The organism is uncultured Senegalimassilia sp. (assembly GCF_902464545.1).
Taxonomy (GTDB): domain Bacteria; phylum Actinomycetota; class Coriobacteriia; order Coriobacteriales; family Eggerthellaceae; genus Senegalimassilia.
Window position 1 is genome coordinate 41,915 of record NZ_CABQJR010000011.1, and the last position, 25,250, is coordinate 67,164.

Consider the following 25,250-nt stretch of genomic DNA (forward strand, 5'->3'; position numbering starts at 1 on the left):
TATTTAGCACTCCCACCATCTCGCTGCTAATATTAGCTGTTACGAATTGGTTATACCGTAGTGGGTGAAAGGATGGTGGGGAAGCGTGCTTTCGGATAGGCGTCAAAAAGTGCTCGCAGCGCTCATTGAGGAATACGTCGCGCGCGCTCTGCCGGTAGGTTCGCGCACGCTTACCGAACGTTATCAGCTCGGCGTAAGCCCTGCGACCGTGCGCAACGAGCTTTCGGTTCTCGAGGACGGGGGCTATATTGCCCAGCCCCACACCTCTGCGGGCAGGATTCCCACTGATCAAGGCTACCGCGCCTTCGTCGACGACCTGCTCTCCCAGGAAGGCGGCGAACAAGAGGACGAGCGTTGCCAAGAAGCGGCTGACAAGCTCAGGCAAAGCGCTTCGGAACTTGATGACCTGGTCGAGCAGACCTCCGAAGCCCTAACGCGCCTTACCGACTGCCTGTCCATCGTGCTCGCCCCGTCGGTGCTCGATCTGCACATCAAGCAGCTTTCGCTTATCTCTCTAACGCCCACCAACGCGCTTGTCGTTGTGGTCACCGAAGACGGCCAAGTGTTTAACCGCCATATGGATTTTGCCGAAGAGGTGTCCAGCGACGAGCTGGCCCGCGTGCAACATCTGCTCAACGAGGTGTTCGGTGGCAACACGCTTCACGATATCGAACACGGCTTGGGCCGGGGCATGTCGGAGGCGTTTGCCGACCCGCTCGTGCGCATGACGCTCGACGAGGTTCTCTCATGCCTGCGGGAGGGCGAGGGATCGCGTGCCCACAGCCTTGGGTTCAGCTCGCTTTTGTCTCAGCCCGAGTTCAGCCAATCGCAGGCGGTGCTTCCCGTCATGCAGGTGCTCGAGGATGATACGGTGCTGCTGCACATCCTTGACGACACGGCATGCCAAACCGACGGCAGGCCCACGGTGCGCATCGGCTCGGAGAACCAGGCCTCCGAGCTGTCCGGCGTATCGGTTGTGGCCAGCCGCTACGGTCGCGGCGATTCCGCCGGTGTGGTGGCGGTCATCGGCCCTACGCGCATGGACTATTCGAAGGTATTACGCGCGGTCCGCATCGCGGGCACCGCGCTCGGTGATTTGTAGGAACCTGGCGGGGTGCCCTGCTGGGAAATGGAAAGGTGGATACGGCCAACATGGCGAAGGACTTGTACGAAGTTCTCGGCGTCTCCCGTGATGCCACGGAGGCGGATATCAAGAAGGCGTTTCGCCGCAAGGCGCGCGAGCTGCATCCTGATGTGAACAAGGCCCCCGATGCCGAGGACCAGTTCAAAGAGCTCAACGAAGCCTACGACGTGCTCAGCGATGCGAACAAGCGCGCGCAGTACGACCGGTTCGGCACCGTTTCCGGCGCGGCTGGCGGCGGTAGCGGCTATGTCGACTTCGACGACCTGTTCGGCGGTGGGTTCGGCGATATCTTCAGCAGTTTCTTCGGCGGCGGTGGCGCTGGCGGTGCCCGTCAGCAGCGCACCGATGGGCGCGATATGGGCGTCGGCCTGCGTTTGACGCTCGAGGAAGTGGCAACCGGTGCCAAGAAGGAGATCGTCTACGATCGCTTGGCTCCGTGCGCTGATTGCGACGGTACGGGCATGGCCGAAGGTGGCAAGCAGGTCACCTGCCCCGAATGTGGCGGCAAAGGCCGTGTGGTTACCGTGCAGCATACGTTCTTGGGCGATATGCAGACGGCAACCACCTGCAGCAAATGCAACGGCACCGGTCAAACCATCGACAATCCGTGCCCCGAATGCGGCGGTCAAGGGCGCGTGCCCGATCGTCAGCGTGTCACCGTGGAGGTTCCCGTCGGCATTCGCGATTCTCAGCAGCTGCGCCTTACCGGTTTCGGCGAGGCGGGTTTGCGCGGGGCGGCCTCCGGCGACCTTATCGTCACGTGCCGCATTCAGCCGCATGAGTTCTTCGAGCGCGATGGCGATGACCTGCATTGTCGCGCCAACGTGTCCATCGTCCAGGCAACGCTCGGGTCCGAAATCGAGGTCGACGGCATCTTCGAAGACGAGAAGGTCAAGGTCCGTATCCCCGAAGGACTGCAGAACGATCAAATCGTGCGCGTGAAGGGCTTCGGCATGCCGCGTTTCCGAAGCGAGGCACGTGGTGATATGTACGTCCACGTTACCGTCGCGGTGCCGAAGAAGGTCACTAAGAAGCAGCGAGAGCTTCTCGAGCAGCTCGCCCACGAAATGGGAGAGGACGTTGCCGAGGCCCGCACGCCGCTGCAGAAACTGCGCGACAAGTTCAATTAGTCCGCTTTCCCGCTCAGCGTTCGAGCGGGAAAGCTCGTGCTCGACGCTTTGCGCAATCGTGTATCGAACGGTTGCGCAAAGCGTTTTCGTTCCGGTTCGCGTTTCGTTCAACCATTCAACCGTCGGCAACTTTCGAGTGCTGGCCGTTGCGCTGCCCGTCATGCAGGGTTTCGGACAACCGGACCGGAAGTGCTCGCATTCGTTCAATAAGCCCTATGCTCGCAGATAAGGATTCCCGTGTCGCTTCCTCAGTTTTTCCTCGATGAACAGGTTTTGGCCGATGAGGTCCAGGAACAGTTCCCGTTGGCGCTTTCGCGCGATGATGCGAAGCATGCCAAGGTATTGCGCCTTGACCCCGGAGAGCATATCGCCGTGGTGGATGCGGCGCAGGACTATTTCGAATGCGAGATCATGTCTTTTGATGGCGCTTTGCCTATCGTCGCCATCTCGGGCCATCTTGATGGCAAGCCGATCGCCGCGCATGTTTGCCTAGTGCAGGGCCTTGCCAAGGGCGACAAAATGGAAACAGTCCTCCGCCATGCCACCGAGCTGGGCGTGTCCGAGTTCATTCCCTTCGCTGCCTCAAGAAGCATTATGAAGGTCGATGCAAAGAAAGCGGCGTCCAAAACCGAGCGATGGCAAGCTATCGCGAAAAGCGCCGCCATGCAATCAGGGCAAACCCACCTTGCTCATGTGCATCATCCCATGAAGCTTGCTCAGCTGAAAGAGGTGCTTGCAGCCTTCGACGCCGTCGTCGTGTGCTGGGAGGAAGCGCCCGGCACCGCACTGCTGCGCAATGCTCTTCGTCCGGCTGTTCTCAACGCATCAGAAGGTCATCTTGCGCGGATCGCGGTTGTGGTGGGCCCTGAAGGCGGCCTTGCCCAAGAAGAGGTTGACGCAATCCTTGCAAGCAACGCAAACGCGAGCATGGTTTCGCTCGGGTCCTCGATCTTGCGCACCGAAACCGCCGGTATCGTGGCGCCTGCTTTGGTGCTGTATGAAATGGGCGGCATGGGGGCAGGTGAGCGCGCATGAACTTCGCCATCGTCAATCTCGGGTGCAAGGTGAATCGTGTGGAATCCGATTCGTTCGCCTCCGGTCTGCTTGCGCGCGGCGGTTTGGAAACTGGCCCCGATGCCGCCGATGTGGTGGTTGTCAATACGTGCACCGTCACCGGGGAGGCGGAGAAGAAAACGCGAAAGGCCGTCAGGCAGGTTTTGCGCGCCAACGCCAACTCGGATGTGGTGGTCACGGGTTGCGCCGCCGCCATCGATGCCGATGCATTCACGTCCATGGACCCCGCACGCGTGCACATCGCGGGAAAGTTGCAAGTCGATGACGTGCTCGACTGCCTCGTCGGCCCTATCGGCCACGGGGTTATGCCGCTTGCGGTTGGCGAGGGCTTTAGAACGCGCGTCGGTGTGAAGGTGCAAGACGGATGCAACAACGCATGCACGTATTGCATCGTGCACGTTGCTCGTGGTCGAGCTTCCAGCCGCCCTGCTCAGGCGATCATCTCCGAGTGCGTCGCCCTTGCGCGCGAAGGCGTTCGGGAGATCGTGCTCACCGGCATCAATTTGGGTTCTTGGCACGAGCAGGGCGAAAACGGCAGGGAACGCCTTGACGTGCTGCTTGAGCGCTTGCTTGCCGAAACTGCCGATATTCACGAGGTTGGCGAGCCCCCTTGCCGGTTCCGTATCTCCAGCATCGAGCCCCGCGATGTCTCTGATGAGCTGATCGACTTGATGGCCCGGTCGGAAGGGCGTATTTGCCGTCATCTGCACCTGCCATTGCAGTCGGGCAACTCGAAGGTGCTGCGAGAAATGCATCGTCCTTACAGCGCCGAGTACTTCGAAGAGCTTGTCGAAAAGCTGTATGCCGCTATGCCCATGCTCTCGCTTTCCACCGACATCATCTGCGGATTCCCGGGCGAAACCGACCAGGAGTTCAACGATACCGTGGAGCTGGCTAAACGATGCAGGTTCACGAAGATTCACGTGTTCCCATACTCTAAGCGCCAGGGAACCCCTGCCGCCGAACGCGTCGACCAGGTGGAGCCTGCGGTACGTACGGCGCGTGCGAAGCGTTTGCGCGAGGTCGCCGACGCCCTTCGCGCCCAGCAGCTGTCGGGTCGTGCCGGAACGACGGAGCTCGCATTGGTGGAGGAGGCCGGGCAGGCGATGACCGAAAGCTATTTCGAGGTGCCGGCTCCCCAAAACGCTTGCATCGGGCAATTGGTTGCCGTCAGCCTGTAGCTTGTGCGCTACATGTGCGCCCTTCGCGTGCGCGAGGCAACCGCGAACGGGCGTGCTATACTTGCTGGCATGACAGATTCAACGGATATCACGCTCACCGCGCCGCCAACCGTGAACATGGCGCTTGTGGTGGGAGCTGGCGATTGCCTGCTCCATTTAATCGAAGAGGCGTTCGATGCGCGTATCACGGTACGCGGCGATTCGGTTGTGCTCGAAGGTGATCCAGTCGAGGTGCAATCCCTCATGGCGCTCTTCTCCGAGCTTTTCAAATTCGTTGAAGGCGGTGGAACCCCTGATCATGGGTTCATCCAGCGCGCGCTCGATCTTCTGCGCACGGCCGAGTTCACCCCGTCTATGCTTCGCGAGGACATCCTGCTCACGTATCGTGGGCGTGCGATCAGGCCGAAAACCGCCGGGCAGAAGCATTATGTGGACGCCATACGTAAAAACACCATCACCTTCGGCATTGGGCCGGCGGGCACCGGTAAAACCTACCTTGCCATGGCTATGGCCGTTGCCGCGCTCAAGCGCAAGGAAGTTGGACGCATCATCCTCACGCGTCCCGTTGTCGAGGCGGGGGAGAACCTGGGTTTTCTTCCCGGTTCCTTGAACGAGAAGGTGGATCCCTACATCCGCCCGCTCTACGACGCCTTGTTCGACATGACCGATATGGAGCGCGCGCAGCAGTTCATCGAGAGTAACGTCATCGAGATCGCACCTTTGGCTTTCATGCGCGGGCGAACGCTCAACGACAGCTTCGTCATCCTGGACGAAGCGCAGAACACCACGCCCGAGCAGATGAAAATGTTTCTCACGCGCCTTGGGTTCGGGTCGAAGATGGTCATCACCGGCGATATCACCCAGCTCGACTTGCCGCGCGGCGTTTCGGGCTTGAAGGGAATTGAAGATATCCTCGGCGGCATCGAGGGCGTGTCGTTTTGCAGATTCTCGGGTAAGGATGTGGTTCGCCACTCGCTGGTGGCGGCCATCGTTTCGGCGTATGACCGCACACAGGCCAACGCCATGCAGAAGAAGGGCAGCAATGGACGTTCAAATCAACTATGATTACCGCGGCGATGACCTGAAGGACATGCCGCTTGTCGAACTCGCTCAGTTCGTGCTCGATCATCAGGAGAAGCCCCAGAACACCGAGGTGTCCTTGAGCTTTGTGACCGACGAGGAGATCGCCCGCCTCAACGAGCAGTATCGCGGAAAGGAAGGACCCACCGATGTCCTGTCCTTCGAATGCGACGGCGTTGAGGATGAGCTTTCCGATATGGTTCCCGCAGGCTTCGGTGATGTCTACGAACTGGGAGACGTCGTCATCGCGCCGGATGTGGCCGAGCGCCAAACCCATGAGTTCGGCACCACATTCGAGCAGGAGGTCAGCCTGCTGTTCGTTCACGGTCTGCTGCATCTGTGCGGTTACGATCACATCGTCGAGGAGGACGCCAAGGTCATGGAGGCCTTAGAGGATGAGATCTTGGCCGCCTGGAATGCGCGATAACGGCCATGGGCGAAACATCCTCCGACAACAAGGCATTCATCCGTTCCGCCCAAACGAAGGAAAAGGGGCAGCGCTATAAGCTCACTTCCGCCTTCGCCAACGCCGGGCGCGGCCTTTTCGACGCGGTTCGCAGCGAACGTAACCTGCGCATCGACGTATGCATGGCCGTGGTTGCGATAGCGCTCGGCTTCGCGTTGCGCATTGATACCTCTTCATGGCTTGCCGTTATCATATGCGTCGGCATGATGTTCGCGCTTGAAACGGTTAACACGGCCATTGAGGCCGTGGTCGACCTTGCAAGCCCCGGGTACCATGAACTGGCTCGCCGGGCGAAGGACTGCGCGGCGGGTGCTGCGCTTGCAGGTGCCTTTGCCTCCCTTGTGGTCGGCTGCATCGTCTTCATCCCACCCTTGCTCGCCCTCATGGCATCGTAAACAACCTTTTGAACCTAGGAGTCTTATGGACCTCGACGCATATTTCGGACATGCCGCGCCCCCTTCGGGCGAAGGCTTCAAATCCGGTTTCGTAACGTTGATCGGCCGCCCCAATGCGGGAAAATCCACCCTGCTCAACACCATCATGGGCAAGAAAATCGCCATCACCTCGAACACCGCCCAGACCACGCGTCATCGCTTCCGCGCGGTCTACACGCGTGACGACATGCAGATGATCATCGTGGACACCCCGGGCTTGCACAAACCCCACGATGCGCTTGGCGAGGAACTCAACACCTCGGCGCTCAAGGCGCTCGAAGACGTCGACGTCATTGCCATGCTCATCGATGCCAGCAAGCCTGTCGGTCGTGGTGACGAGTGGGTTGCCGCTCAGCTTGACGGCCCGCATTGCAAACACGCGAAGAAGATCTGCGTCCTGTCCAAGGGCGACCTGGTCACCACTGAGCAAATGCACGAGCAGGCCGAGGCCGCCAAGAAGCTGGCGAACTGGGATGCCATGGTGGGGCTTTCCTCCGAATCCGGCTACAATGTGGACGCTTTCATCGAAGAGGTGCAGTGCTTCTTGCCCGAGGGGCCGGCATGGTTCCCCGCGGATATGGAAACCGACCAGCCCATCGAGGTCATCGTCGCTGAGTTCATCCGCGAGAAGATCTTGCGAACGTTCCGCGACGAGGTCCCTCATTCCATCGGCGTCACCATCGAGCACATGGAGTATGAAAAGAAGAAGGACCTCAATCGTATCCTGGCCCGCATTTATGTGGAGCGCGATTCCCAGAAGGGCATCATCATCGGCAAGGGCGGTAGCGCCATCAAGCGCATCGGCCAGGAGGCCCGAGAAGATCTTGAGCAGCTGCTCGGCACGCGTGTGTACCTTGACCTTATGGTGAAGGTCAAGAAGAACTGGCGCCGCGATGCCACGCAAATCCGCCGATTCGGATATGGTGAGGGTTTATAGCAGGTTGTTTTCAGGTTTATAAGATATTTTGCGATTGAGGTGCCAAGTGGCACCTCAATCCTGTTTTTCGGTACAATTTACGGGAATTCATACAGTAAGCACGCGCAAGGGAGTTTCAAGCATGATCTGTCCTTCTTGCCACACGGAAAATCGCGAAGGCGCGAAGTTCTGCGACGAGTGCGGGGCCAAGCTGCCTCGTGCCGCCTTCGAGCAGATCGAAGGCGCGGAACCTGCCCAAGCGTTGAGCATAATCGGTGACGAGGAACCCGCCGAAGACGAAGCCGTCCCCGATGTGTGCGGTGCTGACCTCGAAAGCGCTGAAGCAGCAGATGGCGGTCAGGATGGCGAAGACGTCGATTCCGAACCCGTTGTGCAGCTCGACGGCGCGTCCGCGTCAGACGATGACGCTGAAGATGCTGGTGATACTGCATACAGCAATGAAGAGGCAGTAGGAGAGGACGCCATCGATGCCGACAGCTCCGATATCGCCATGCAAGATGACCCTCAATCGCGGCAAGACGTAGCCGAAAGCACCCAGGAAGCCGAACAGGACGCGGCGAATGAGCTTGGTGAAAGCCACGGCGACGCCGATGATGTTGCGCATCAGCGCACGCACGTGCTCGATCTTCCTGATATCCGCAATCTTGCCTTCGAGTCCGAGAAAACCCAAACGCTCGGCCCTAAGCCTGCTTCGCCGGCGATCAAATCGGGCTGGGAACCTGACCTGTCCGGCTTCGACGAGTTCCTCGTGTATCCCGGATATGTGCCTCCTAAGGCCGCCTGGCATTCAGGCGACACCATGCAGATGCCGCGCATCACCGATGCCGATCTGTCGCAGCAGAAGGATTTCATCGCGCCCGACCCCAACAAGAAGAAGCGCGACCGCAAGAAGAAGAAAGCCGAGAAGGCCAAAGCTTGCGAGTCCCAGCAGCAAAGCATTGGGCACGTTAAGGAAGCGGAGCAACCTGCAGCCAAGCCTGAGAAGGAGCATCCTAAGCACGCTGAAAAGGAAACCAAGCCCGTCGTTTCCGAAACGAAGTCGAAAGACGACAAGAAGCCGGAATCGAAGAGCAAGCGGCTTCCCGGGTCGAAGATCGCCGCCATCGTGGCGCTGGTGGTGGTCCTGGCTGCAGGCGTAGCCGGAGGCGTTACGTATCAGATGGAGCTATGGGGCGGAAAGATCGTTCCCGACGTCACGGGCATGACGCAGGCCGACGCTACATATGTGTTGCAGAACAAGGGCTTTGCGGTTCGCTCCACAACCGTTCCCTCCGATTCCACTGAGGGCCTTGTCCTGCTCATGGATCCGGGCGCCGGCGCACGCCAGGAGGAGGGCGCCGAGGTCGTCATCCACGTGTCCACTTCTCGCATGGTTCCCAAGGTGGTTGGTTCCAGCAAGGACAGCGCATTGAAGGCCCTTTCGGACAACGGGTTCGAAAACGTCGATGTGCAGCTTGAGCGCTCTGATGAGCCGGAGGGCACCGTCCTTTCCATCAGCCCGGAGGAGGGGGAGAAGGCGAAGGCCTCCACCGGCATCACGCTCAAGGTGGCGCAGGCTTATACCGTGCCCGACGTTTCGGGCATGAGCTATAACGAGGCAGTGCAGGCGATCAAGGACGCTGGGCTGTCTTCTACAGCGGTATATGTGTATAGCGAGACCGCAAGCGAAGGGGCCATCATGGGCGTCGAGCCCGCTGCAGGCTCGAAGGTCCCCTCCGACACGGTCGTCGTCGTCTCGCTTGCGAAGTCCCGCGCCAGCGAGCTGACTGCCGCCGCGCGCTCATACCTCTCCTCGACCACGCTTACCGCATCGGATGGGTCGTCGTTCACCGTATCCTCGGTCGACAACGTCTCTTATCAGGGCAACGACACGGTTGCCTTCACCGCATCGGGCAAGGCTTCCAAGTCGGTGACGGTTCTGGGGCAGACCATATCGGTCGCGGGGGATTCGAAACAGGTTTCGGGTACCGTTACCTTCGACTCCTCGAACAACGTCGCGTCGGTATCGTTTAAGTAACCCGTGGCGCAAAGCACCTACAATGCCCATGTGCTCGTGCTGCGTAAGACCAAGTTGGGGGAGTCGGACCTCATCTTGTCCCTGCTTGCGCAGGATGGCTCGCAGATTCGGGCCGTTGCAAAAGGGGCTCGAAAACCTACCAGCCAGTTCAGCTCCCGGTTGGAGCTGTATTCGCAGGCGGATGTGCTCTTAGCGCAAGGGCGTTCGCTCGATATCGTCAAGGAAGCGCGTTTGGTCGCCGGCAATGCCGCGCTACGTGAAAGCATGGAGCTTGCCGCCTGCGCGGCTCCCATCGTCGAGCTGCTCGATCGCATCACGCAGCCTGGTCTCGAGGTCCCAAAGCTGTTCCCGCTCACGCAAACGGCCCTCGATGTGCTCGCCTCGGCAGATTCCGCGCACGGGCCTGCCATCTGCGCAGCTTGGTTGCTCAAGGCGTTCGCGTTTCTGGGCATCCGCCCTTCGCTGGATCGTTGCTGCGTTTGCGGCGAGCCTTTGGCCTGTGAAGTGGGGAATTCGGCCCATCGAACCATAGCGTTCTCGTGCGGCGAGGGCGGTGTGGTGTGCGATGCATGTCGCGTCTCCGACGTTGCCGGCCTTGCCCCGGAAACGCTTTCCTGGGCAAGCGCGCTGCTGGGGATGCGTTTTTCGGATATCGCTTCGATTCAGCTCGATCAGTCGTGCGTCTTCGATGTGCTTCGCTTATGCCAAACCTGGGCGCAGATGCACGCCTCCATTCGCTTGAAATCGCTCAACTTCCTATTCACCTGCGGATTGTTTTAGGTGCTTGTCCAAATAGGGGCCGGTCCGTCTGCCGCTATGGCATACTTTCACCATCCAAGAGAGAGGAAACATATATGTACACCTATCGAACCAGGGGCGTATGCTCGCGAGAGATCCACGTCGATCTTGACGGCGACACTATCAAGCATGTTGATTTCGTCGGCGGCTGCGACGGCAACCTCAAGGCCATCGGCAAGCTGGTCAACGGCAAGAACATCGACGATGTTGCTGCCGTGCTCGAGGGCAATACTTGCGGTCGCCGTTCCACTAGCTGTGCCGACCAACTTGTCCATGCGCTGCGCGAGGCCCGTCAAGCGCAATAAGCGCAGGCGGGGGTTTTGTGCGCAAGCTGTGCAGGTGGGTCCATTACACTTGCGTGCAAGCGCTCCGTCATCGTATTCTAGACCAGTTGCCGTATCGGCAGCCACTTTCAGCTTGGTCCCCATCCAGCATGGATCCCAGCGGAAAGCAAGTAGAGCGCAGCAACAGCTGCACGGAAGGCGGGCAAGTCCCGCAGGAAAGGTGGAGTTAGCATGCCTAGCAAACTCAGCATCACGAAAGAGCGCACCGCAGAGCTGGTGGCCGAGTTCGGCGCCAACGAGCATGACACCGGCAACCCGGACGTGCAGGTCGCCATCCTGTCCGAGCGTATCCGCAACCTGACCGAGCACCTGAAGACCCACAAGAAGGATAACCATTCCCGCCGTGGCCTGATGATGCTCATCGGTAAGCGTCGTGGTCTGCTCAAGTACATCAAGGAGCGCGACATCGAGCGTTACCGTGCCCTCATCAAGAAGCTCGGCATTCGCGACAACATCTAGTCAACGAAAGCCCGCGCAGCGCTGCGCGGGCTTTTGCATAGCGGTCGGGTATGCAAGGGCATGCCTGCTCGCGGCAAGCGGGAAACGTGAGTACCCCTGGCCGAAGAAGCTTGACCGCACTACGGCGGTTAAGGAATAGAGAAGGAAAGAACACCACATGGAAAAGATCGTCGAGTCCTTCGAGCTGTACGGCAAGACCTACCGCTTCGAAACGGGCGAGCTGGCCAAGCAGGCTACCGGCGCTGTCCTGGTCACGCAGGGCGAGACCACCGTGCTCGTCACGGCCGTCATCTCCAAGGAGGAGAAGAACTACGACTTCTTCCCGCTTACCGTCGACTTCATGGAGAAGATGTACTCCGTCGGGCGCATCCCCGGCGGCTACCTCAAGCGTGAAGCGCGTCCGTCCGAGAAGGGCACGCTGACCGCCCGCATGATCGACCGTCCCATCCGTCCCGGCTTTGTCGACGGCTTCAAGCGTGAGGTGCATATCGTCGCCACTACGCTCGTGTGCGATGGCAAGAACGCTCCTGACTGCATCTGCGTCGGCGGCGCTTCGGCAGCCCTTATGATCGGCAGCGCCCCGTTTGACGGCCCTGCGGCTTGCGTGCGCATCGCCCATAACCCCGAGACCGACGAGTTCATCGTGAACCCCACCTACGAGGAGCAGGAGACCTCCGATCTCGAGCTCACCATTGCAGGTACCGCCGACTACATCTCCATGGTCGAGGCCGGTGCCAACGAGGTTTCCGAGGATCTTATGCTGCGCGCCATGGACTTCGGTCAGCAGGCCATCGCGAAGTTCTGCGAAGCCCAACAGCGCTTCCTCGATCGTTGCGACATCACCCCGGTCGAGTGGCCTATCCACGTTGCCGACCCGTCCATCGACGAGCGCATCTCCCCGTTCTTCGACGAGATGTCCCAGGCTCTGAGCGATGCCGATAAGCAGGCTCGCATGGGCAAGGTCGAGGAGCTCAAGACCCGCATCAAGGAAGAGTGCTTCAATGAGGAGGAGCTTGCCGCTTGGGGCTCCGACATTGCCGCTGCCTTGAAGTCGCTTGAGAAGAAGGCCATGCGCGCCATGGTCATCGAAACCGGCGAGCGCGCCGACGGCCGCCGCGCCGACGAGATCCGTCCGCTGCACATCGTGCCCGGTTATCTGCCCCGCGTCCACGGCTCCGGTCTGTTCCAGCGCGGCCAGACCCAGGCGCTTTCCATCGCCACGCTCGGCATGCTCAACGAGTGGCAGCGTCTTGACACCATCGACCCGGCCGAGGGCAAGCGCTACATGCACCAGTACAACTTCCCGCCGTACTGCACCGGCGAGACGGGCCGCATGGGCGCTCCGAAGCGTCGCGAGGTCGGCCACGGTGCGCTGGCTGAGCGCGCCCTGCTGCCGGTGATCCCCTCTGAAGACGAGTTCCCCTACGCCATCCGCGTGGTTTCCGAGATCCTAGAGTCCAACGGCTCTTCGTCCATGGCTTCCACCTGCGGTTCCACGCTGGCGCTGATGGATGCGGGCGTGCCGATCAAGGCTCCGGTCTCCGGTATCGCCATGGGTCTTATCAAGGAAGGCGACGACATCGTCATCCTCTCCGACATCCAGGGCATCGAGGACTTCCTCGGAGATATGGACTTCAAGGTCTGCGGTACCGAGAAGGGCATCACCGCTTTGCAGATGGACAACAAGGCCAAGGGCCTGTCCACCGAGATCCTCGGCCGTGCGCTCAAACAGGCTCACGAAGGCCGTGCGCACATCCTGAAGGCCATGCTCGCCGAGCTGCCCGAGCCCCGCGCAAGCCTGCGCGACACTGCTCCGCGCATCGAGACCATCCATATCCCCGTAGACAAGATCCGCGACGTCATCGGCTCCGGTGGCAAGGTCGTGCGCGGTATCCAGGACGAAACCGGCGCGCAGATCGACATCCAGGAAGATGGCACCATCCATATCGCCGCCATCGAGGGCCCGGCTGGCGAAGCCGCCAAGGCCATGATCCTCGGTATCGTCAAGGAGCCCGAGGTCGGCGAGATCTTCGAGGGCGAAGTCGTCGGCATCAAGGACTTCGGCGCCTTCGTCAAGCTCACCCCCGGCAAGGACGGCCTGCTGCATATCTCCCGTGTGGCAAACGGTCGCGTCGGCTCGGTCGAGGACGTGTTGAAGCTCGGCGACACTGTCAAGGTTCAGGTCCTCGAGATCGACCCCAAGACGGGCAAGATCTCGCTCGATCGTCTGGACAAGCCGGAAGCTCCCGAAGGCAGCGCACCTGCTCCGCGCGAGCATCGCGGGCATGAGCGCCATGAACGCCACGAGGGAGGCAAGCGCGAAGGCGGCCAGCGCGACGTGCGCCCCGGTCGTGCCAACCGCACCCCTCGTCGCCGTCATGAATCCCAATAAGCTGTATATAAGATAGCTAGCGATGGCGGCCGCCTTAGGCCGCCATCTTTTCTAAGGAGGAGCTTCAACATGATCAACGTTGCCGTTTCCGGTTTTGCCGGACGTATGGGTTCAGCCGTGGTCGATGCCGTCACTGCTGCCGATGATATGCAGGTGACCTGCGGAATCGACCCGCATGGCTCTTCGAAGGTGTTCGCAGTGTATGAAACGGTCGAGCAGGCCGTGCATGCCGGCGGGTTCGATGTGCTCGTCGATTTTACGCAGCCTTCCGTCGTAGAGGGCAATCTTCGCGTCGCCCTTGCGGCGGGCATCGATTGCGTGGTGGGTACCACGGGTCTTGCCAACGACAAACTCGAAGAGCTTGCTGCCCTTGCCCCTGAGGGAACCTGCTTGTTCTATGCCCCGAACTTCACCACCGGCGCCGTGCTCATGATGCAGTTCGCAAAAGCCGCTGCGCCGTTCTTTCCTGAAGCGGAAGTGCTCGAGTTCCACCACTGCAACAAGAAGGACGCCCCCTCTGGAACCGCCGTGCGCACGGCGCAGATCATCTCCGAGGCCCGCGACGGCCGTCAAAGCACCGCTCCTGGCAAGGAAACCGAGATCGCAGGTTGCGAGGGAGCTCGCGGCGCGTTGGTGGATGGCGTGCCCGTGCACTCGGTGCGCTCTATGGGCTATGTGGCAAGCCAGGAAGTGGTGTTGGGCTCCATGGGCCAGACCCTTACCATCCGCCACGATTCATGGGATCGCACCTCGTATATGCCCGGCGTGCTGCTGGGCATCCGAAGCGTCGGCGACCGACAGGGCCTTATCGTCGGGCTTGAGAACTTCATGGAATAGCCGCACGCCAAGCTAGTCTTTTGCTGCTTATGGCAGGAATTACCACCTAGGCGGCAACATTTGTTTCTTGAGCGTGACAATTTAATGACTTCACGGCGCCCTCCGGGGTGCCGTGGCATAATATGGCCAAGTTGCATTTTGCGATTCAGGTGCATGGTGATGAACCATGCTTGTACAGAAAGGTGCCAACGATGGGAAATCCTCGTTTCGGTCGCATGATTCCGGCCATGGTCACGCCCATGAAGGACAATCTCGATCTCGATCTCGATCGTGCTCAGGAGCTTGCTGACCGTTTGGTAAAGGGCGGCGCCGACTCGCTGATCATCAACGGCACCACCGGTGAATCTCCCACGGTGTTCTATCCGGACAAGATCGAGCTGTTCAAGGCCGTTGTGGCTGCGGTCGATGGCCGTATCCCGGTCATCGCCAACGTCGGCGACAACTGCACGGCGGACACGGTCGGCTTCGCAAGCGATGTCGCCAAGCTCGGCGTCGACGGCTTCATGTGCGTCGTACCGTACTACAACAAGCCTCCGCAAGAGGGCTTGTATCAGCATTTCAGCACTATTGCGCGTTCGGTTGAGCTGCCGATCATCCTGTACAACATCCCGGGACGTTGCGCGGTGAACATGACCGCGGAAACCTCGCTGCGTCTTGCGCATGATCTGGATAACGTGGTTGCGATCAAGGAGGCTTCTGGAGACTTCGATCAGGTGAAGGCCATCGTAGAGGGCGCACCCGAGGGCTTCTGCGTATACTCCGGCGACGATTCGGCAACCTATGACATTATGAAACTAGGTGGCGTGGGCGTCATCTCCACCATCGGAAACGTTGCTCCTGCTCGAATGAAGGAGATCGTGGAGCTGTGCGCGGCCGGCAAGTGGGAAGAAGCCGCTGCCGCCAACGAACGCCTCATGCCCCTCATGGAAGGGCTGTTCAAGACAGCGAACCCCATCCTGGTCAAAGAGGCACTGAAATTGGCCGGTTTCCCGGTAGGCGGAGTGCGCCTACCGCTGGTCGATGCCACTGCCGAGCAGTCCGCCGAGCTTGAGCGCACTATGCGCGAGGTCGGCGTCCTGTAGCCAGGATACGCAGCAGGGTCGCTTCAATCCATGCGGCCCTGCTGTATGTTGGCAGTAAGGAAATCAATACATGGAACAAAACGAACAGCGCCCGAAGCGCAACGGTGATGTGCGCCCTGAGAACAGCGGCAAAAGCACGCAGACGGTCAAGCACGTCAAGCTTGACCTTGAGCGTCCCAAGCTCACGAAAGAGGGCAACGCCGATCAGGGCCGTAAGCGTCCGCGTTCCCGCAAGCGCTCCTTCGACTCCTCGAAAAAAGACCGTGGAGCCACGCTGAAGATCATCCCGCTCGGCGGCCTTGACGCCATCGGCAAGAACATGACCGTGTTCGAGTGCAAGGGCGACATGGTGCTCGACGATGCTGGCCTCATGTTTCCCGACGACAATCATCCCGGCGTAGATCTTATCCTTCCGGATTATACCTACGTGCTCCAGCATGCTGATAAACTGCGGGGCATCGTGATCACGCACGGCCATGAGGATCATACGGGTTCCTTGCCTTATCTGATCAAGGACCTGGATCGTCAGGTGCCCATCTACGGTACGAAGATGACATTGGGCCTGATCGAGGGCAAGTTCAAAGAGCATCGGATCAAAAACGCCAAGCTTGTGGAAATCAAGCCGGGCGACAAGGTGAACCTCGGCTGCATCACGGCCGAGTTCTTCGCCGTGAACCACTCCATCCCTGGTGCCGTGGGCGTCTTTTTCCGCAGCCCTGCAGGCAACGTGCTGCACACGGGCGACTTCAAGCTTGACCAAACCCCCATCGACGGCGTACATACCGATTTCGGCGCGCTTGCACGTTTCGCCGAAGAGGGTGTTGACTTGATGATGTCGGATTCCACGAACGCCACCAACCCAAACTTCACGCCCAGCGAGGCGGAAGTCGGAAAGGAGCTTCAGCGCATCATCGCGCAGGCAAAGGGCCGCGTCATCATCGCGTCGTTCGCCAGCCACATCCATCGCCTGCAGCAGATCTGCGATGCCGCCGTGGCAAACGGGCGCAAGGTGGTCGTCACCGGACGCTCCATGGTGCAGAACACCGATATCGCACGCAAGCTGGGATATTTAAAGATCTCCGACCAGGACATCATCGATGCATACGACCTGAAGGGAATCCCGCCCGAGCAGGTGGTCATCATGTGCACGGGCAGCCAGGGCGAGCCGCTGTCGGCATTGGCCCGTATCGCAGCAGGCGAGCATAAGACCATCGATATGGAAGCGGGAGACACCGTCATCATCTCGGCAACGCCGGTTCCCGGTAACGAAAAGGCCGTCACGAAGGTGGTCAACTCCTTGGCCAAGATCGGCGCCGATGTGTATGACAAGTCTCGTGCCCGCGTGCATGTGTCGGGTCATGCATCGGCAGAGGAGCTGAAGATCATGTTGACCATCGTGCAGCCCAAGGCTTTCATGCCGGTGCACGGCGAGGCCACGCATCTTCGCGCTCATGCTCGTTTGGCGGAAGCCGTCGGCGTTCCCGCAGAAAACGTCTTCATTTGCGAGAACGGTGAGAGCCTGGAACTGTCCACGAAGGGCGTCAAGCATGGCGAGTTCGTTCAGTCCGGCATCGTTTTGGTCGACGGCCTGTCGGTCGGCGATACCTCCGAGCAGGTGCTCGAAGAGCGCACGGCGCTTTCCGCTCAGGGCTTCGCTGCCATCGCGGCGGCGGTTTCCGGCCGCAAGAAGGCCGTTGCCGGCAATGTTCAAGTCGAGATGCATGGCATAACCGGCGGAGACGATGGCTATCTGGTCCAGGAGTGCGAGAAGTGCGTCAAAAACGCGCTGACCCGGGCGTTGTCCAAGGGTGCTTCGGGTAAGGAGCTCAAGAAGGCCGCCCGCGATGCTCTGCTTTCCCTGCTTTGGGAGCGCACGAAAACCCGTCCCATGACGGTGGTGAACCTGCTGGACATCTAGCATCGCCGCACACAAGAATCTGTTCACGAGCACCTGCGTTGCATTGCGCGCAGGTGCTCGCTTGCTCGCACAACTGCTGAAACGCTTTAGCACGAAAGGGGAGGGCGTGGCCCGAACTGCTTCGAACAAATCAACCTCATCTAAAAAGGCCGCCGGCAAATCCAAAGCCGCAAGCCCTGCGCAGAAACGCGCTGCCAAACAGGCCGCCTCGGCTCCCGCTCAACCGCAGATCCTCGATGAGCGCACCAAGCGCGACATCACCGGTGTTGCCGTAACGTTGTTGGGCATCGTTTTGTTCGTCGCCGCTGTCGTTCCCACCGATGCGCTCATCACCTCCTTCGTGTCACAGCTTTTGCATCTGTGCTTGGGTATCGGCGCGTACCTGCTGCCGTTTTTCCTGGTGGCAATCGGGGCAAGCTTTCTCGTACGCATCGACAAGGAGGGCGTCCCTCTGCGTGTTTCAGTGGGTTTGGCCATGTTGTTCGTTGCGGTGCTTTCCCTGTTAGCGCTGTTCACGCCCGAAGCTGCCCCTGATGCTACGGACAACCTGTTCTTGGCTGATCAGCTTTCCGCGCGCGGGGGCTATATCGGTGCGGGCATCGCATGGTGCGGCCTGACGTTGTTCGGCAAGGTGATATCGGCAATCGTGTTGTTCGGCCTTGCGATCGCCGGGTTGATCGTCATCGGCTTCTCCATATCCAGCATCGTAGAGAAGCTGCGCACGCTGGCTGCAGCTCGAGAAGAAGCCGACGAGCGCGAGCATGGCGTGGTCCCGCCGCCAGCCTTCACCAGGGTTTCCCGCCCGAAGGCGAAAGCCGTTAACGAAGCTGAGCTCGCTGAGCTCGAAACCGCTAAAACCCAAACGCTCAAGCAGTCTGCGCCTTCGAATCGCCGACACGGCAGCGCCGTCGCATCCGCAGCGGTTGACGCTGCTGGTAAGGACGCGAACAACGCACCTGAAACCATCACGCGTAAACTAGGGCGCCGCAAGCCTATTGAGCGTGCTGCTGCGCCGACCATGCCGAAAAAGCCTTCTAAGGCGGCCACGCCGGTTGCCACTCCACGCCCCGAGCAGGGTTTCGAACTTCCGCCGTTCGATCTTCTTGCCACGTCAACCGATCCAGAAAAGGACCTGGCGACCGATTCGGAGCTTCAGGAAACCGGCGCCTGCCTGCAAGAAACGCTTGAAGACTTCAATATCATGGCCAAGGTGGTGGGCTGGGTTGCCGGTCCGACGGTCACCTTGTTCAAAGTGGACCTTCCGGCAGGCGTGCGCGTCAGCCGCGTGACTGCGCTTGAAGACGATATCGCGTTGGCGCTCGCCGCGCCCGGCGTGCGCATCTTCGCGCCTATTCCCGGTACCAATTACGTCGGCATCGAGGTGCCTAACCGTACTCGCCAGACAGTACTGCTCGGCGATGTCATCAAGGACGCAGCCCCCGGTCCTTTGCAGATCGCTATCGGCAAGGACGTCGAGGGTCACTGCATCGTTTCCGACCTTGCGAAGATGCCCCATCTGCTTATCGGCGGCACCACTGGTTCCGGTAAGTCGGTCTCCATCAACGCGATGATCATGTCCATCCTCATGCGGGCAACTCCGTCCGAGGTGCGTTTCATCATGATCGACCCGAAGCGCGTCGAGTTCACGCCCTATAACGGCATCCCGCATCTGTATGTTCCCGTTGTCACCGAGCCGAAGGAAGCGGCAAGCGCCTTGAGCTGGGGCGTTGCGGAAATGGAACGACGTTTGAAGGTGTTTTCGAAGGTCGGCGCACGAAACATCGGCCAGTACAATGCCAAGGTGCAGGCAGCTCAGGCTGAAGCGAAGGCCGCTCAGGAAACAGGGGAGGAGCTGCCTGAAAACGAGCTTGGCGACGAGCTGCCCTATATCGTCATCATCATCGATGAGCTTGCCGACCTTATGATGAACGTCGGCAAGGAGGTCGAGTTCTCCATCAGCCGCATTGCCCAGTTGGCGCGCGCGGCAGGCATTCACCTGATCGTTGCCACTCAGCGTCCTTCCACCAACGTGGTCACAGGACTTATCAAGGCAAACATCACGAACCGCATCGCTTTCAACGTGGCAAGCGGCATCGACAGCCGCGTTATCTTGGATACGCCGGGCGCGGAAAACCTTATCGGCCTGGGCGACCTGCTTCTCAGCAAGCCCGAATACGCCAAGCCCATGCGTATCCAGGGTTGCTATGTGTCCGAAGATGAGATCAACGCGGTTGTGGAGAAGTTGCGCAGTCAGGGCGAGCCGGAGTACCATTCCGAGATCTTATCCACCAATCTAATCACATTGGGATCGTGCCCCTCGGATGCCAGCGGCGGCACCTGCGCCGATGACGATCCGCTCATTTGGGAGGCGGCCGAGTTGGTGGTGTCCAGCGGCTTGGGTTCCACGTCCAATATCCAGCGTCGCCTCAAAGTGGGATACTCCCGCGCCGGGCGTATAATGGATATGTTGGAAGATAAGGGCGTCGTCGGTCCTCCGAACGGCAGCAAGCCCAGAGAAGTGCTCGTCGATGCCATGGAGCTTGAAACGCTCAAAGCGTTCGAGCAACATGACGGCGACAATCAATAAGGAGAAGGCATGGGCCAGGTTTCATTCGGCACCGTATTGCGCGAAGCGCGTGAGCGGAAGGGCTACGACGTGCAGTCGGCCGCTCGTCGGCTGCGCATCCGCCCCGACATCCTCCGCGCCCTCGAGAATAATGATTTTTCCCGTTTGCCTGCGCGAGGCTATACGCGCAACATGGTGAACGCATATGCGAAGCTGGTCGGTCTCAACCCTGCCGACATCACGCGTATGTATCTCGATGATGCATACGCCTACCAGGTTGGACGCACCCGTGGCGAATCCGATTCGCCTGCGCATGTTTCGGGTCGTAGGTCGGTGTCGCGCGGCGACGGGCGTCATGATGGTCGTGGGCAAGGTTCGCAGCGCTCATCGCGCTACAGTGAAGACCGCTCCGGCGATGGTCGTCGTTCGCAGCGTACCCAGCGAGGTCAGCGCCAGGGCACCCAACGCATGCCGCGTCGTGAGCAGCAGCCGCAACGAGAATATCGCGAGTTGCTTGCTTCGCGAGCGGCACGCGCCGAGAACGAAAGCCGTCGCTCCAACCATTTCGGCGGCGCTGTCACCACGCAGTTCACCAATTTCTATTCCGGTTCGCAGAACAATGCGGGTCGCGGGATGCAAGCGCGATTGCCCTATGTCGCGGTCATCGTGGTCATCTTGCTGCTGCTCGTCATCATCGTGGCGCTTGCATTTGGAAACCGCGGTGCGGCCTCCACGCAAGACGTGGCGAAGGTCCCCATTACCGGCGTCACCGACACCTCGGCGGATGGCAGCGGCGTCACCCAGGAGAACCCAAACAACAGCAACAGCGGCAACAACAGCAACGATTCGGAATCCAAGGCATCTTCAACGGAAACCGTGCCTACAAGCGTAAAGGTGGAGTACAAGTTGGCCAAGGGCCAGCAAGCTTACGTCGTCATCACGGAGGATGGACAGGCGACCGAGCAGATGCTCACCGGACCGGTAGATACAACGGTCGACGTCTCTGGCACCTGGAGCTTGGCTACCTGGGTCTCGTCCGGCTTTACCGTCACCATGGACGGCAAAGAGGTTGAATTCACCAGCGATGCGACCACGGGCATGCCCACGGCCACGGTGAACTTCAAGGATTACCTTGCCTCTTGGGCGAAAGACCATCCTGACGTGAAGGTCGAGGGGCTTGATAGCTCCAGCACCTCCTCGAGCAACACTGGGTCTACCTCGTCCACTACGAACTCGGCATCAAGCGGTCTCTCGTCGCAGTCGGCTACCGGCACCGGTTCGTCGGTCGGTTCTTCGACGTCATCGACGGGAACCGGGTCGGCCAGCACCTCCGGCACCGGTTCTACCACAACGAGCGGCACCGGATCCGGCACAACGGGAACCCAGTACTCGTCATCAACGTATTCGTCTTACTAGTTGAAAGGCAAACATCATGGCCAAGGAATCTAGCTTCGATGTAGTGTCCACCGTCGATATGCAGGAAATCGACAATGCATATCAGCAAGCGAAGAAGGAGCTGACGCAGCGCTACGACCTGAAAGGCTCCGGCGCCGAGCTGTCGCTCGACAAGCAGAAGAAGACCATCACGGTGGCGGCTCCTGCCGATTTCGTGGCTCGCCAGGTGATCGATATCATGGGCAGCAAGCTCATCAAGCGAGGCATCGATCTGGCCGCCGTCAAATGGGGCGACCCTCAAGCGGCTACCGGTCAAAGCGTGCGTCAGACGGCAACCATCGTTGAAGGCATCGACAAGGAAACGGCCGGCAAGATCAACAAGGATATCAAGGCGCAAAAGCTCAAGGTGAAGGTCACCATCGAAGGCGATAAGCTGCGTGTCTCCTCCGCTTCCCGCGATACGCTTCAAGAGGTTATCGCATTCTTGAAGGGCCAGGATTACGGCCAGCCGCTCCAGTACGTTAACTATCGCTAAGGATTTCCGTGGAAACCGAAAACGTGTTTGAAATCGAGAGCCCTCGCGTCGCATTCGTCACCATGGGCTGCGCGAAAAACGAGGTAGATACCCAGCGCATGCAATCGCAGCTCAGCCGTCGCGGCTTCGTGATCGAGCAAGATCCTGTAGCCGCCGACGCCGTGGTGGTGAACACCTGCTCGTTCATCCAAAGCGCCACCGAGGAAAGCCTTGAAGCCATCTTCGAGGTTGCGGGCATGCCCAACGTGGCTGCGGGCGCTGCGCTCATCGTCGCCGGCTGCATGCCCGCTCGTTACGGGCAAGACCTGGAATCCGAGCTTTCCGAGGCCTCCGCATTCGTTCCGTGCAGCAAGGAAGACGATATCGTTCAGGTCATCGCCCAGGCGCTTGACATTGATGAGGCGCACCTGGAGCGCATGAAGGCCGCCATGCTCGGAGCCGTGCCCGAAGGCGCAATCGCAATCAATGGCTCGCGTGCCGTTTCGGCTTACGTGAAGATTTCGGATGGATGCGACCGCTTCTGCTCGTATTGCACCATTCCCTATATTCGCGGCAGGTATCACAGCTTCGACTACGAAACCGTACGCGCGGATGTGGCCGATCGCGTGTCTGAAGGGGTTAAGGAAATCGTCCTGATCGCTCAGGATACGGGGCGCTGGGGTCAGGACTTCGAGGATGCTTCAAGCCTGGCATGGCTTGTGGGCACGCTTGCTGATGAATTCGCCGATACCTGGTTCCGCGTCATGTACATCCAGCCCGAGGGAATCACCGACGAGCTGCTGCACACCGTAGCCGAGCATGACAATATCTGCTCATATTTCGACATCCCGCTTCAGCATGTTCAGCCGAGCATCCTGAAGGCCATGCATCGCAAGGGATCGCGCGAAGAATATGAATCGCTGGTGGAACGCATTCGCCGCATCGTCCCCGAGGTAACGCTGCGCACTACGCTTATCGCTGGTTTTCCTGGCGAAACCGAAGAGGACTTCGACGAGCTTTGCGATTTCGTTGAAGAGGGCTTTTTCGATTACATCGGCGTGTTCGCGTACTCGCGTGAAGAGGGAACCCGTGCATACGATCTGTCTGATCAGATCGATGACGATGAGAAGGCTTACCGTGCGCAACGGTTGCGCGACCTTGCGGACGATGTTTGTACGCCGCTTGTCGCCTCCCGCGTCGGGAAAACCATGGACGTGCTCGTCGAAGGCAGGGAAGAGGATGGCCAGCTGTTCGGCCGCGCGATGTGCCAAGCCCCCGAAGTCGATGGCGTAACCTATGTCGACAACGGCGAGCCGGGCGATATCGTCCGAGCCACCATAACCGATACGCTGTTGTATGAAATGGAAGGCGAATAGCCCATGCACAAGCTGCAAGTGGAAGCCGCGCCGCAAGCTGCTACAAATTTGTGGACGCCGGCTAACATCGTCACGCTCATCCGCATATGCTTGGTTCCCGTGTTCGTCGTTGTGCTCTTGAGCCCTTGGCCGCAGTGGTTCCATCTGCCTGATCTGGCAGAACACTCCAAAAGCCTCATCGCTGCCGCCATCTTCGTGCTGATTTCTTGCACTGACTGGCTTGATGGGTATTTGGCGCGAAGCCGCGGCGAAGTCACCGACTTCGGCAAGTTCATGGATCCGCTTGCCGATAAAATCCTGGTCATGGCGGCCCTCTTGGCATTGATTGAACTTGGGTCGCTACCAAGCTGGGTCGCGCTCATCATCGCTGCGCGTGAATTCATCGTCTCGGGCGTGCGCATGGTGGCGGCCAGCAAGGGCACCGTCATCTCCGCTAGCTGGTACGGCAAGTTCAAGACGGTGTTCCAGATGATCGCTATCGTGTTGTTCACCATCAAGGACAGCTACATGATGGGCACGCTTGTCGAGGCGTTTTCGGATGTGATGTGGGTTATCAGCTGGATCGTCATGGCGATCGCCTTACTGCTGACGGTCGTATCGATGCTCGATTACATTTCAAAGGCGCGCGAACTTATCGGGTTAGGTCCCTCAAAGCGAGCAAAGCGCAAGCAGAAGGCCGAAAGCGAGCAAAGCGAAAGCATCGAAGAGCCGCACGTAGGCGTGAGGATTGCAGATATCGAGCATCTTGCGGCTCAGGTAATTTCGCATGCCAACGAACGGGGCATCACCATCGGCACCGCCGAAAGCCTTACCGGCGGTATGATCAGCACTGCGTTGACTTCGGTTTCCGGAAGCTCCGCCGTCGTGCGAGGCGGCATCACCAGTTACGCAACCGGAGTGAAATCCGATGTGCTTGATGTGCCTGAGTCGGTTATCAACGAATTCGGCGTGGTCAGCACGCAAGTTGCCCGCCATATGGCGCAGGGCGCGTGTAAGGACCTGACCTGCAACGTAGCCGTTGCCGTCACCGGCATTGCGGGCCCGTCCGGGGCGGAACCGGGAAAGCCCGTCGGGACCGTCTGCTTCGCCTGTGCAAGTGACGCCGGGATCACTGCTCAGCGGAAGCATTTCGAGGGGGATCGCAACCAGGTTCGCATGCAAACCACCTTTGAGGCCCTGCGTATGATCGATGCGGCGGTGTGCGGGCAGCAGCAGGCAGAAAGCTAGGCTTGGTCCCTTAGCGTGCAACGGCGCAGGCCATGCACGGAAGCGTCGATAACAGCAAACAATCGAACAGGTTCACCAGACAACCGTGCAAGGCTCTGGTGAACCTGTTCGGTATTTCGGGCAAGAGTTGTGCAAGAAGCTGGAGCTATGATGGTGACAAGTCGTACCGATGTTTGCATTTGGTACTTGACTATGAAACAGGCGTTCGTATAATCAATAGCGTTGCAAAGCAGCGCAAAGGAAGGGTAACCAGCGCATGAACGAAGAAAAATCCAAGATGCTCAAGGTCACAACCGACCAAATCGAATCTAAGTTCGGCAAAGGCTCCATCATGAAATACGGTGATGGTGGCCATGACCTGAACATCGGCGCTATACCCACCGGCGCATTGCCGCTTGATGCAGCGCTGGGGATCGGCGGCGTTCCGAGGGGTCGAATCATCGAGGTGTACGGACCTGAGTCCAGCGGCAAAACCACGCTGGCGCTGCAAATCCTTGCCGAGGCGCAAGCGCTCGGCGGTGTCGTGGCGTTCATCGACGCGGAACATGCGCTCGACCCGGTCTATGCAGCCCGTTTGGGCGTGGATATCGATGACGTGCTCATATCCCAGCCCGATTTCGGAGAGCAAGCGCTTGAAATCTGCGATATGCTCGTCCGATCAGGGGCAATTGATTGCGTCGTCATCGACTCCGTCGCGGCATTGGTTCCCCGAGCCGAAATCGAGGGCGAAATCGGCGATACCACCGTTGGTCTGCAAGCACGACTCATGTCCCAAGCACTTCGAAAGCTTGCGGGTTCGCTTTCCAAATCCAATACCACATGCATCTTCATCAATCAGCTGCGCGAGAAAATCGGCGTGATGTTCGGCAACCCCGAAAC

22 protein-coding genes are annotated in these 25,250 nt (G+C 59.6%); all 22 read left to right on the top strand.

Going from position 1 to position 25,250, the window contains the following annotated elements:
• Positions 1-85 precede the first annotated feature (85 nt).
• Complete coding sequence (hrcA, locus tag RDW26_RS04525) at positions 86-1,102, top strand: heat-inducible transcriptional repressor HrcA (RefSeq protein ID WP_298629184.1); 1,017 nt, start codon at positions 86-88, stop codon at positions 1,100-1,102.
• 50 nt (positions 1,103-1,152) lie between these two features.
• Entirely contained in the window at positions 1,153-2,274 is a 1,122-nt protein-coding gene (gene dnaJ, locus RDW26_RS04530; protein ID WP_307982691.1) for a molecular chaperone DnaJ, read from the top strand.
• Positions 2,275-2,511: 237 nt separating this feature from the next.
• The gene (locus RDW26_RS04535) at positions 2,512-3,309 is read left to right on the top strand and encodes an RsmE family RNA methyltransferase (RefSeq protein ID WP_307982692.1); all 798 of its coding nucleotides are present in this window, start codon (positions 2,512-2,514) and stop codon (positions 3,307-3,309) included.
• A complete protein-coding gene (locus RDW26_RS04540; protein WP_307982693.1) occupies positions 3,306-4,529 on the top strand; it encodes a MiaB/RimO family radical SAM methylthiotransferase in 1,224 nt (407 codons plus the stop codon). The genes RDW26_RS04535 and RDW26_RS04540 overlap by 4 nt, the downstream gene beginning before the upstream one ends.
• 69 nt (positions 4,530-4,598) lie before the next feature.
• Positions 4,599-5,594: a PhoH family protein gene (locus tag RDW26_RS04545; protein WP_307982694.1), complete on the top strand. Its 996-nt coding sequence runs from the start codon at positions 4,599-4,601 to the stop codon at positions 5,592-5,594.
• Positions 5,572-6,036: an rRNA maturation RNase YbeY gene (ybeY, locus tag RDW26_RS04550; protein ID WP_118349227.1), complete on the top strand. Its 465-nt coding sequence runs from the start codon at positions 5,572-5,574 to the stop codon at positions 6,034-6,036. Before RDW26_RS04545 ends, ybeY begins: the two co-directional genes overlap by 23 nt.
• A gap of 5 nt (positions 6,037-6,041) precedes the next feature.
• On the top strand, positions 6,042-6,470 hold the full coding sequence (locus RDW26_RS04555; protein WP_307982695.1) for a diacylglycerol kinase family protein: 429 nt from the start codon (positions 6,042-6,044) through the stop codon (positions 6,468-6,470).
• 25 nt (positions 6,471-6,495) lie between these two features.
• Positions 6,496-7,446: a GTPase Era gene (gene era, locus RDW26_RS04560; protein ID WP_114620788.1), complete on the top strand. Its 951-nt coding sequence runs from the start codon at positions 6,496-6,498 to the stop codon at positions 7,444-7,446.
• Positions 7,447-7,567: 121 nt separating this feature from the next.
• Positions 7,568-9,463 (top strand): PASTA domain-containing protein, encoded by a 1,896-nt coding sequence (locus RDW26_RS04565; protein ID WP_307982696.1) that lies wholly within the window; start codon positions 7,568-7,570, stop codon positions 9,461-9,463.
• 3 nt (positions 9,464-9,466) lie between these two features.
• Positions 9,467-10,243, top strand: coding sequence for a DNA repair protein RecO (recO, locus tag RDW26_RS04570; RefSeq protein WP_307982697.1), 777 nt, complete (start codon positions 9,467-9,469; stop codon positions 10,241-10,243).
• A 74-nt stretch (positions 10,244-10,317) separates the two neighbouring features.
• Positions 10,318-10,566 carry a TIGR03905 family TSCPD domain-containing protein gene (locus RDW26_RS04575; RefSeq protein WP_307982698.1) on the top strand — a complete coding sequence of 83 codons (249 nt, stop codon included), beginning with the start codon at positions 10,318-10,320 and terminating at the stop codon, positions 10,564-10,566.
• A 210-nt stretch (positions 10,567-10,776) separates the two neighbouring features.
• On the top strand, positions 10,777-11,064 hold the full coding sequence (gene rpsO, locus RDW26_RS04580) for a 30S ribosomal protein S15 (RefSeq protein WP_042434157.1): 288 nt from the start codon (positions 10,777-10,779) through the stop codon (positions 11,062-11,064).
• A gap of 157 nt (positions 11,065-11,221) precedes the next feature.
• Positions 11,222-13,456, top strand: a complete 2,235-nt coding sequence (locus RDW26_RS04585) for a polyribonucleotide nucleotidyltransferase (protein WP_307982699.1) — start codon at positions 11,222-11,224, stop codon at positions 13,454-13,456.
• 69 nt (positions 13,457-13,525) lie between these two features.
• Positions 13,526-14,293, top strand: coding sequence for a 4-hydroxy-tetrahydrodipicolinate reductase (dapB, locus tag RDW26_RS04590; RefSeq protein WP_307982700.1), 768 nt, complete (start codon positions 13,526-13,528; stop codon positions 14,291-14,293).
• A gap of 191 nt (positions 14,294-14,484) precedes the next feature.
• The gene (dapA, locus tag RDW26_RS04595) at positions 14,485-15,375 is read left to right on the top strand and encodes a 4-hydroxy-tetrahydrodipicolinate synthase (RefSeq protein WP_307982701.1); all 891 of its coding nucleotides are present in this window, start codon (positions 14,485-14,487) and stop codon (positions 15,373-15,375) included.
• 70 nt (positions 15,376-15,445) lie between these two features.
• On the top strand, positions 15,446-17,293 hold the full coding sequence (locus RDW26_RS04600) for a ribonuclease J (protein WP_307982702.1): 1,848 nt from the start codon (positions 15,446-15,448) through the stop codon (positions 17,291-17,293).
• A 106-nt stretch (positions 17,294-17,399) separates the two neighbouring features.
• A complete protein-coding gene (locus RDW26_RS04605) occupies positions 17,400-19,880 on the top strand; it encodes a DNA translocase FtsK 4TM domain-containing protein (protein ID WP_307982703.1) in 2,481 nt (826 codons plus the stop codon).
• A 9-nt stretch (positions 19,881-19,889) separates the two neighbouring features.
• Positions 19,890-21,275, top strand: a complete 1,386-nt coding sequence (locus RDW26_RS04610; protein ID WP_307982704.1) for a helix-turn-helix domain-containing protein — start codon at positions 19,890-19,892, stop codon at positions 21,273-21,275.
• 16 nt (positions 21,276-21,291) lie between these two features.
• Positions 21,292-21,789 (top strand): YajQ family cyclic di-GMP-binding protein, encoded by a 498-nt coding sequence (locus tag RDW26_RS04615; protein WP_276668225.1) that lies wholly within the window; start codon positions 21,292-21,294, stop codon positions 21,787-21,789.
• 8 nt (positions 21,790-21,797) lie between these two features.
• Positions 21,798-23,144, top strand: coding sequence for a 30S ribosomal protein S12 methylthiotransferase RimO (gene rimO / locus RDW26_RS04620; protein WP_307982705.1), 1,347 nt, complete (start codon positions 21,798-21,800; stop codon positions 23,142-23,144).
• A gap of 3 nt (positions 23,145-23,147) precedes the next feature.
• Positions 23,148-24,371: a CDP-diacylglycerol--glycerol-3-phosphate 3-phosphatidyltransferase gene (gene pgsA / locus RDW26_RS04625; protein ID WP_307982706.1), complete on the top strand. Its 1,224-nt coding sequence runs from the start codon at positions 23,148-23,150 to the stop codon at positions 24,369-24,371.
• 256 nt (positions 24,372-24,627) lie between these two features.
• Positions 24,628-25,250 (top strand): recombinase RecA (recA, locus tag RDW26_RS04630; RefSeq protein WP_307982707.1); only part of this gene is annotated, 623 nt, incomplete at its 3' end.

Bases quoted from the DNA above. Each gene is read 5' to 3' on its own strand.
- dnaJ (WP_307982691.1), top strand. From the start codon at position 1,153: ATGGCGAAGGACTTGTACGAAGTTCTCGGCGTCTCCCGTGATGCCACG.
- RDW26_RS04585 (WP_307982699.1), top strand. From the start codon at position 11,222: ATGGAAAAGATCGTCGAGTCCTTCGAGCTGTACGGCAAGACCTACCGC.
- RDW26_RS04540 (WP_307982693.1), top strand. From the start codon at position 3,306: ATGAACTTCGCCATCGTCAATCTCGGGTGCAAGGTGAATCGTGTGGAA.
- RDW26_RS04610 (WP_307982704.1), top strand. From the start codon at position 19,890: ATGGGCCAGGTTTCATTCGGCACCGTATTGCGCGAAGCGCGTGAGCGG.
- RDW26_RS04575 (WP_307982698.1), top strand. From the start codon at position 10,318: ATGTACACCTATCGAACCAGGGGCGTATGCTCGCGAGAGATCCACGTC.
- rpsO (WP_042434157.1), top strand. From the start codon at position 10,777: ATGCCTAGCAAACTCAGCATCACGAAAGAGCGCACCGCAGAGCTGGTG.
- dapA (WP_307982701.1), top strand. From the start codon at position 14,485: ATGGGAAATCCTCGTTTCGGTCGCATGATTCCGGCCATGGTCACGCCC.
- RDW26_RS04545 (WP_307982694.1), top strand. From the start codon at position 4,599: ATGACAGATTCAACGGATATCACGCTCACCGCGCCGCCAACCGTGAAC.
- RDW26_RS04600 (WP_307982702.1), top strand. From the start codon at position 15,446: ATGGAACAAAACGAACAGCGCCCGAAGCGCAACGGTGATGTGCGCCCT.
- ybeY (WP_118349227.1), top strand. From the start codon at position 5,572: ATGGACGTTCAAATCAACTATGATTACCGCGGCGATGACCTGAAGGAC.
- era (WP_114620788.1), top strand. From the start codon at position 6,496: ATGGACCTCGACGCATATTTCGGACATGCCGCGCCCCCTTCGGGCGAA.
- RDW26_RS04555 (WP_307982695.1), top strand. From the start codon at position 6,042: ATGGGCGAAACATCCTCCGACAACAAGGCATTCATCCGTTCCGCCCAA.
- RDW26_RS04565 (WP_307982696.1), top strand. From the start codon at position 7,568: ATGATCTGTCCTTCTTGCCACACGGAAAATCGCGAAGGCGCGAAGTTC.
- pgsA (WP_307982706.1), top strand. From the start codon at position 23,148: ATGCACAAGCTGCAAGTGGAAGCCGCGCCGCAAGCTGCTACAAATTTG.
- dapB (WP_307982700.1), top strand. From the start codon at position 13,526: ATGATCAACGTTGCCGTTTCCGGTTTTGCCGGACGTATGGGTTCAGCC.
- RDW26_RS04615 (WP_276668225.1), top strand. From the start codon at position 21,292: ATGGCCAAGGAATCTAGCTTCGATGTAGTGTCCACCGTCGATATGCAG.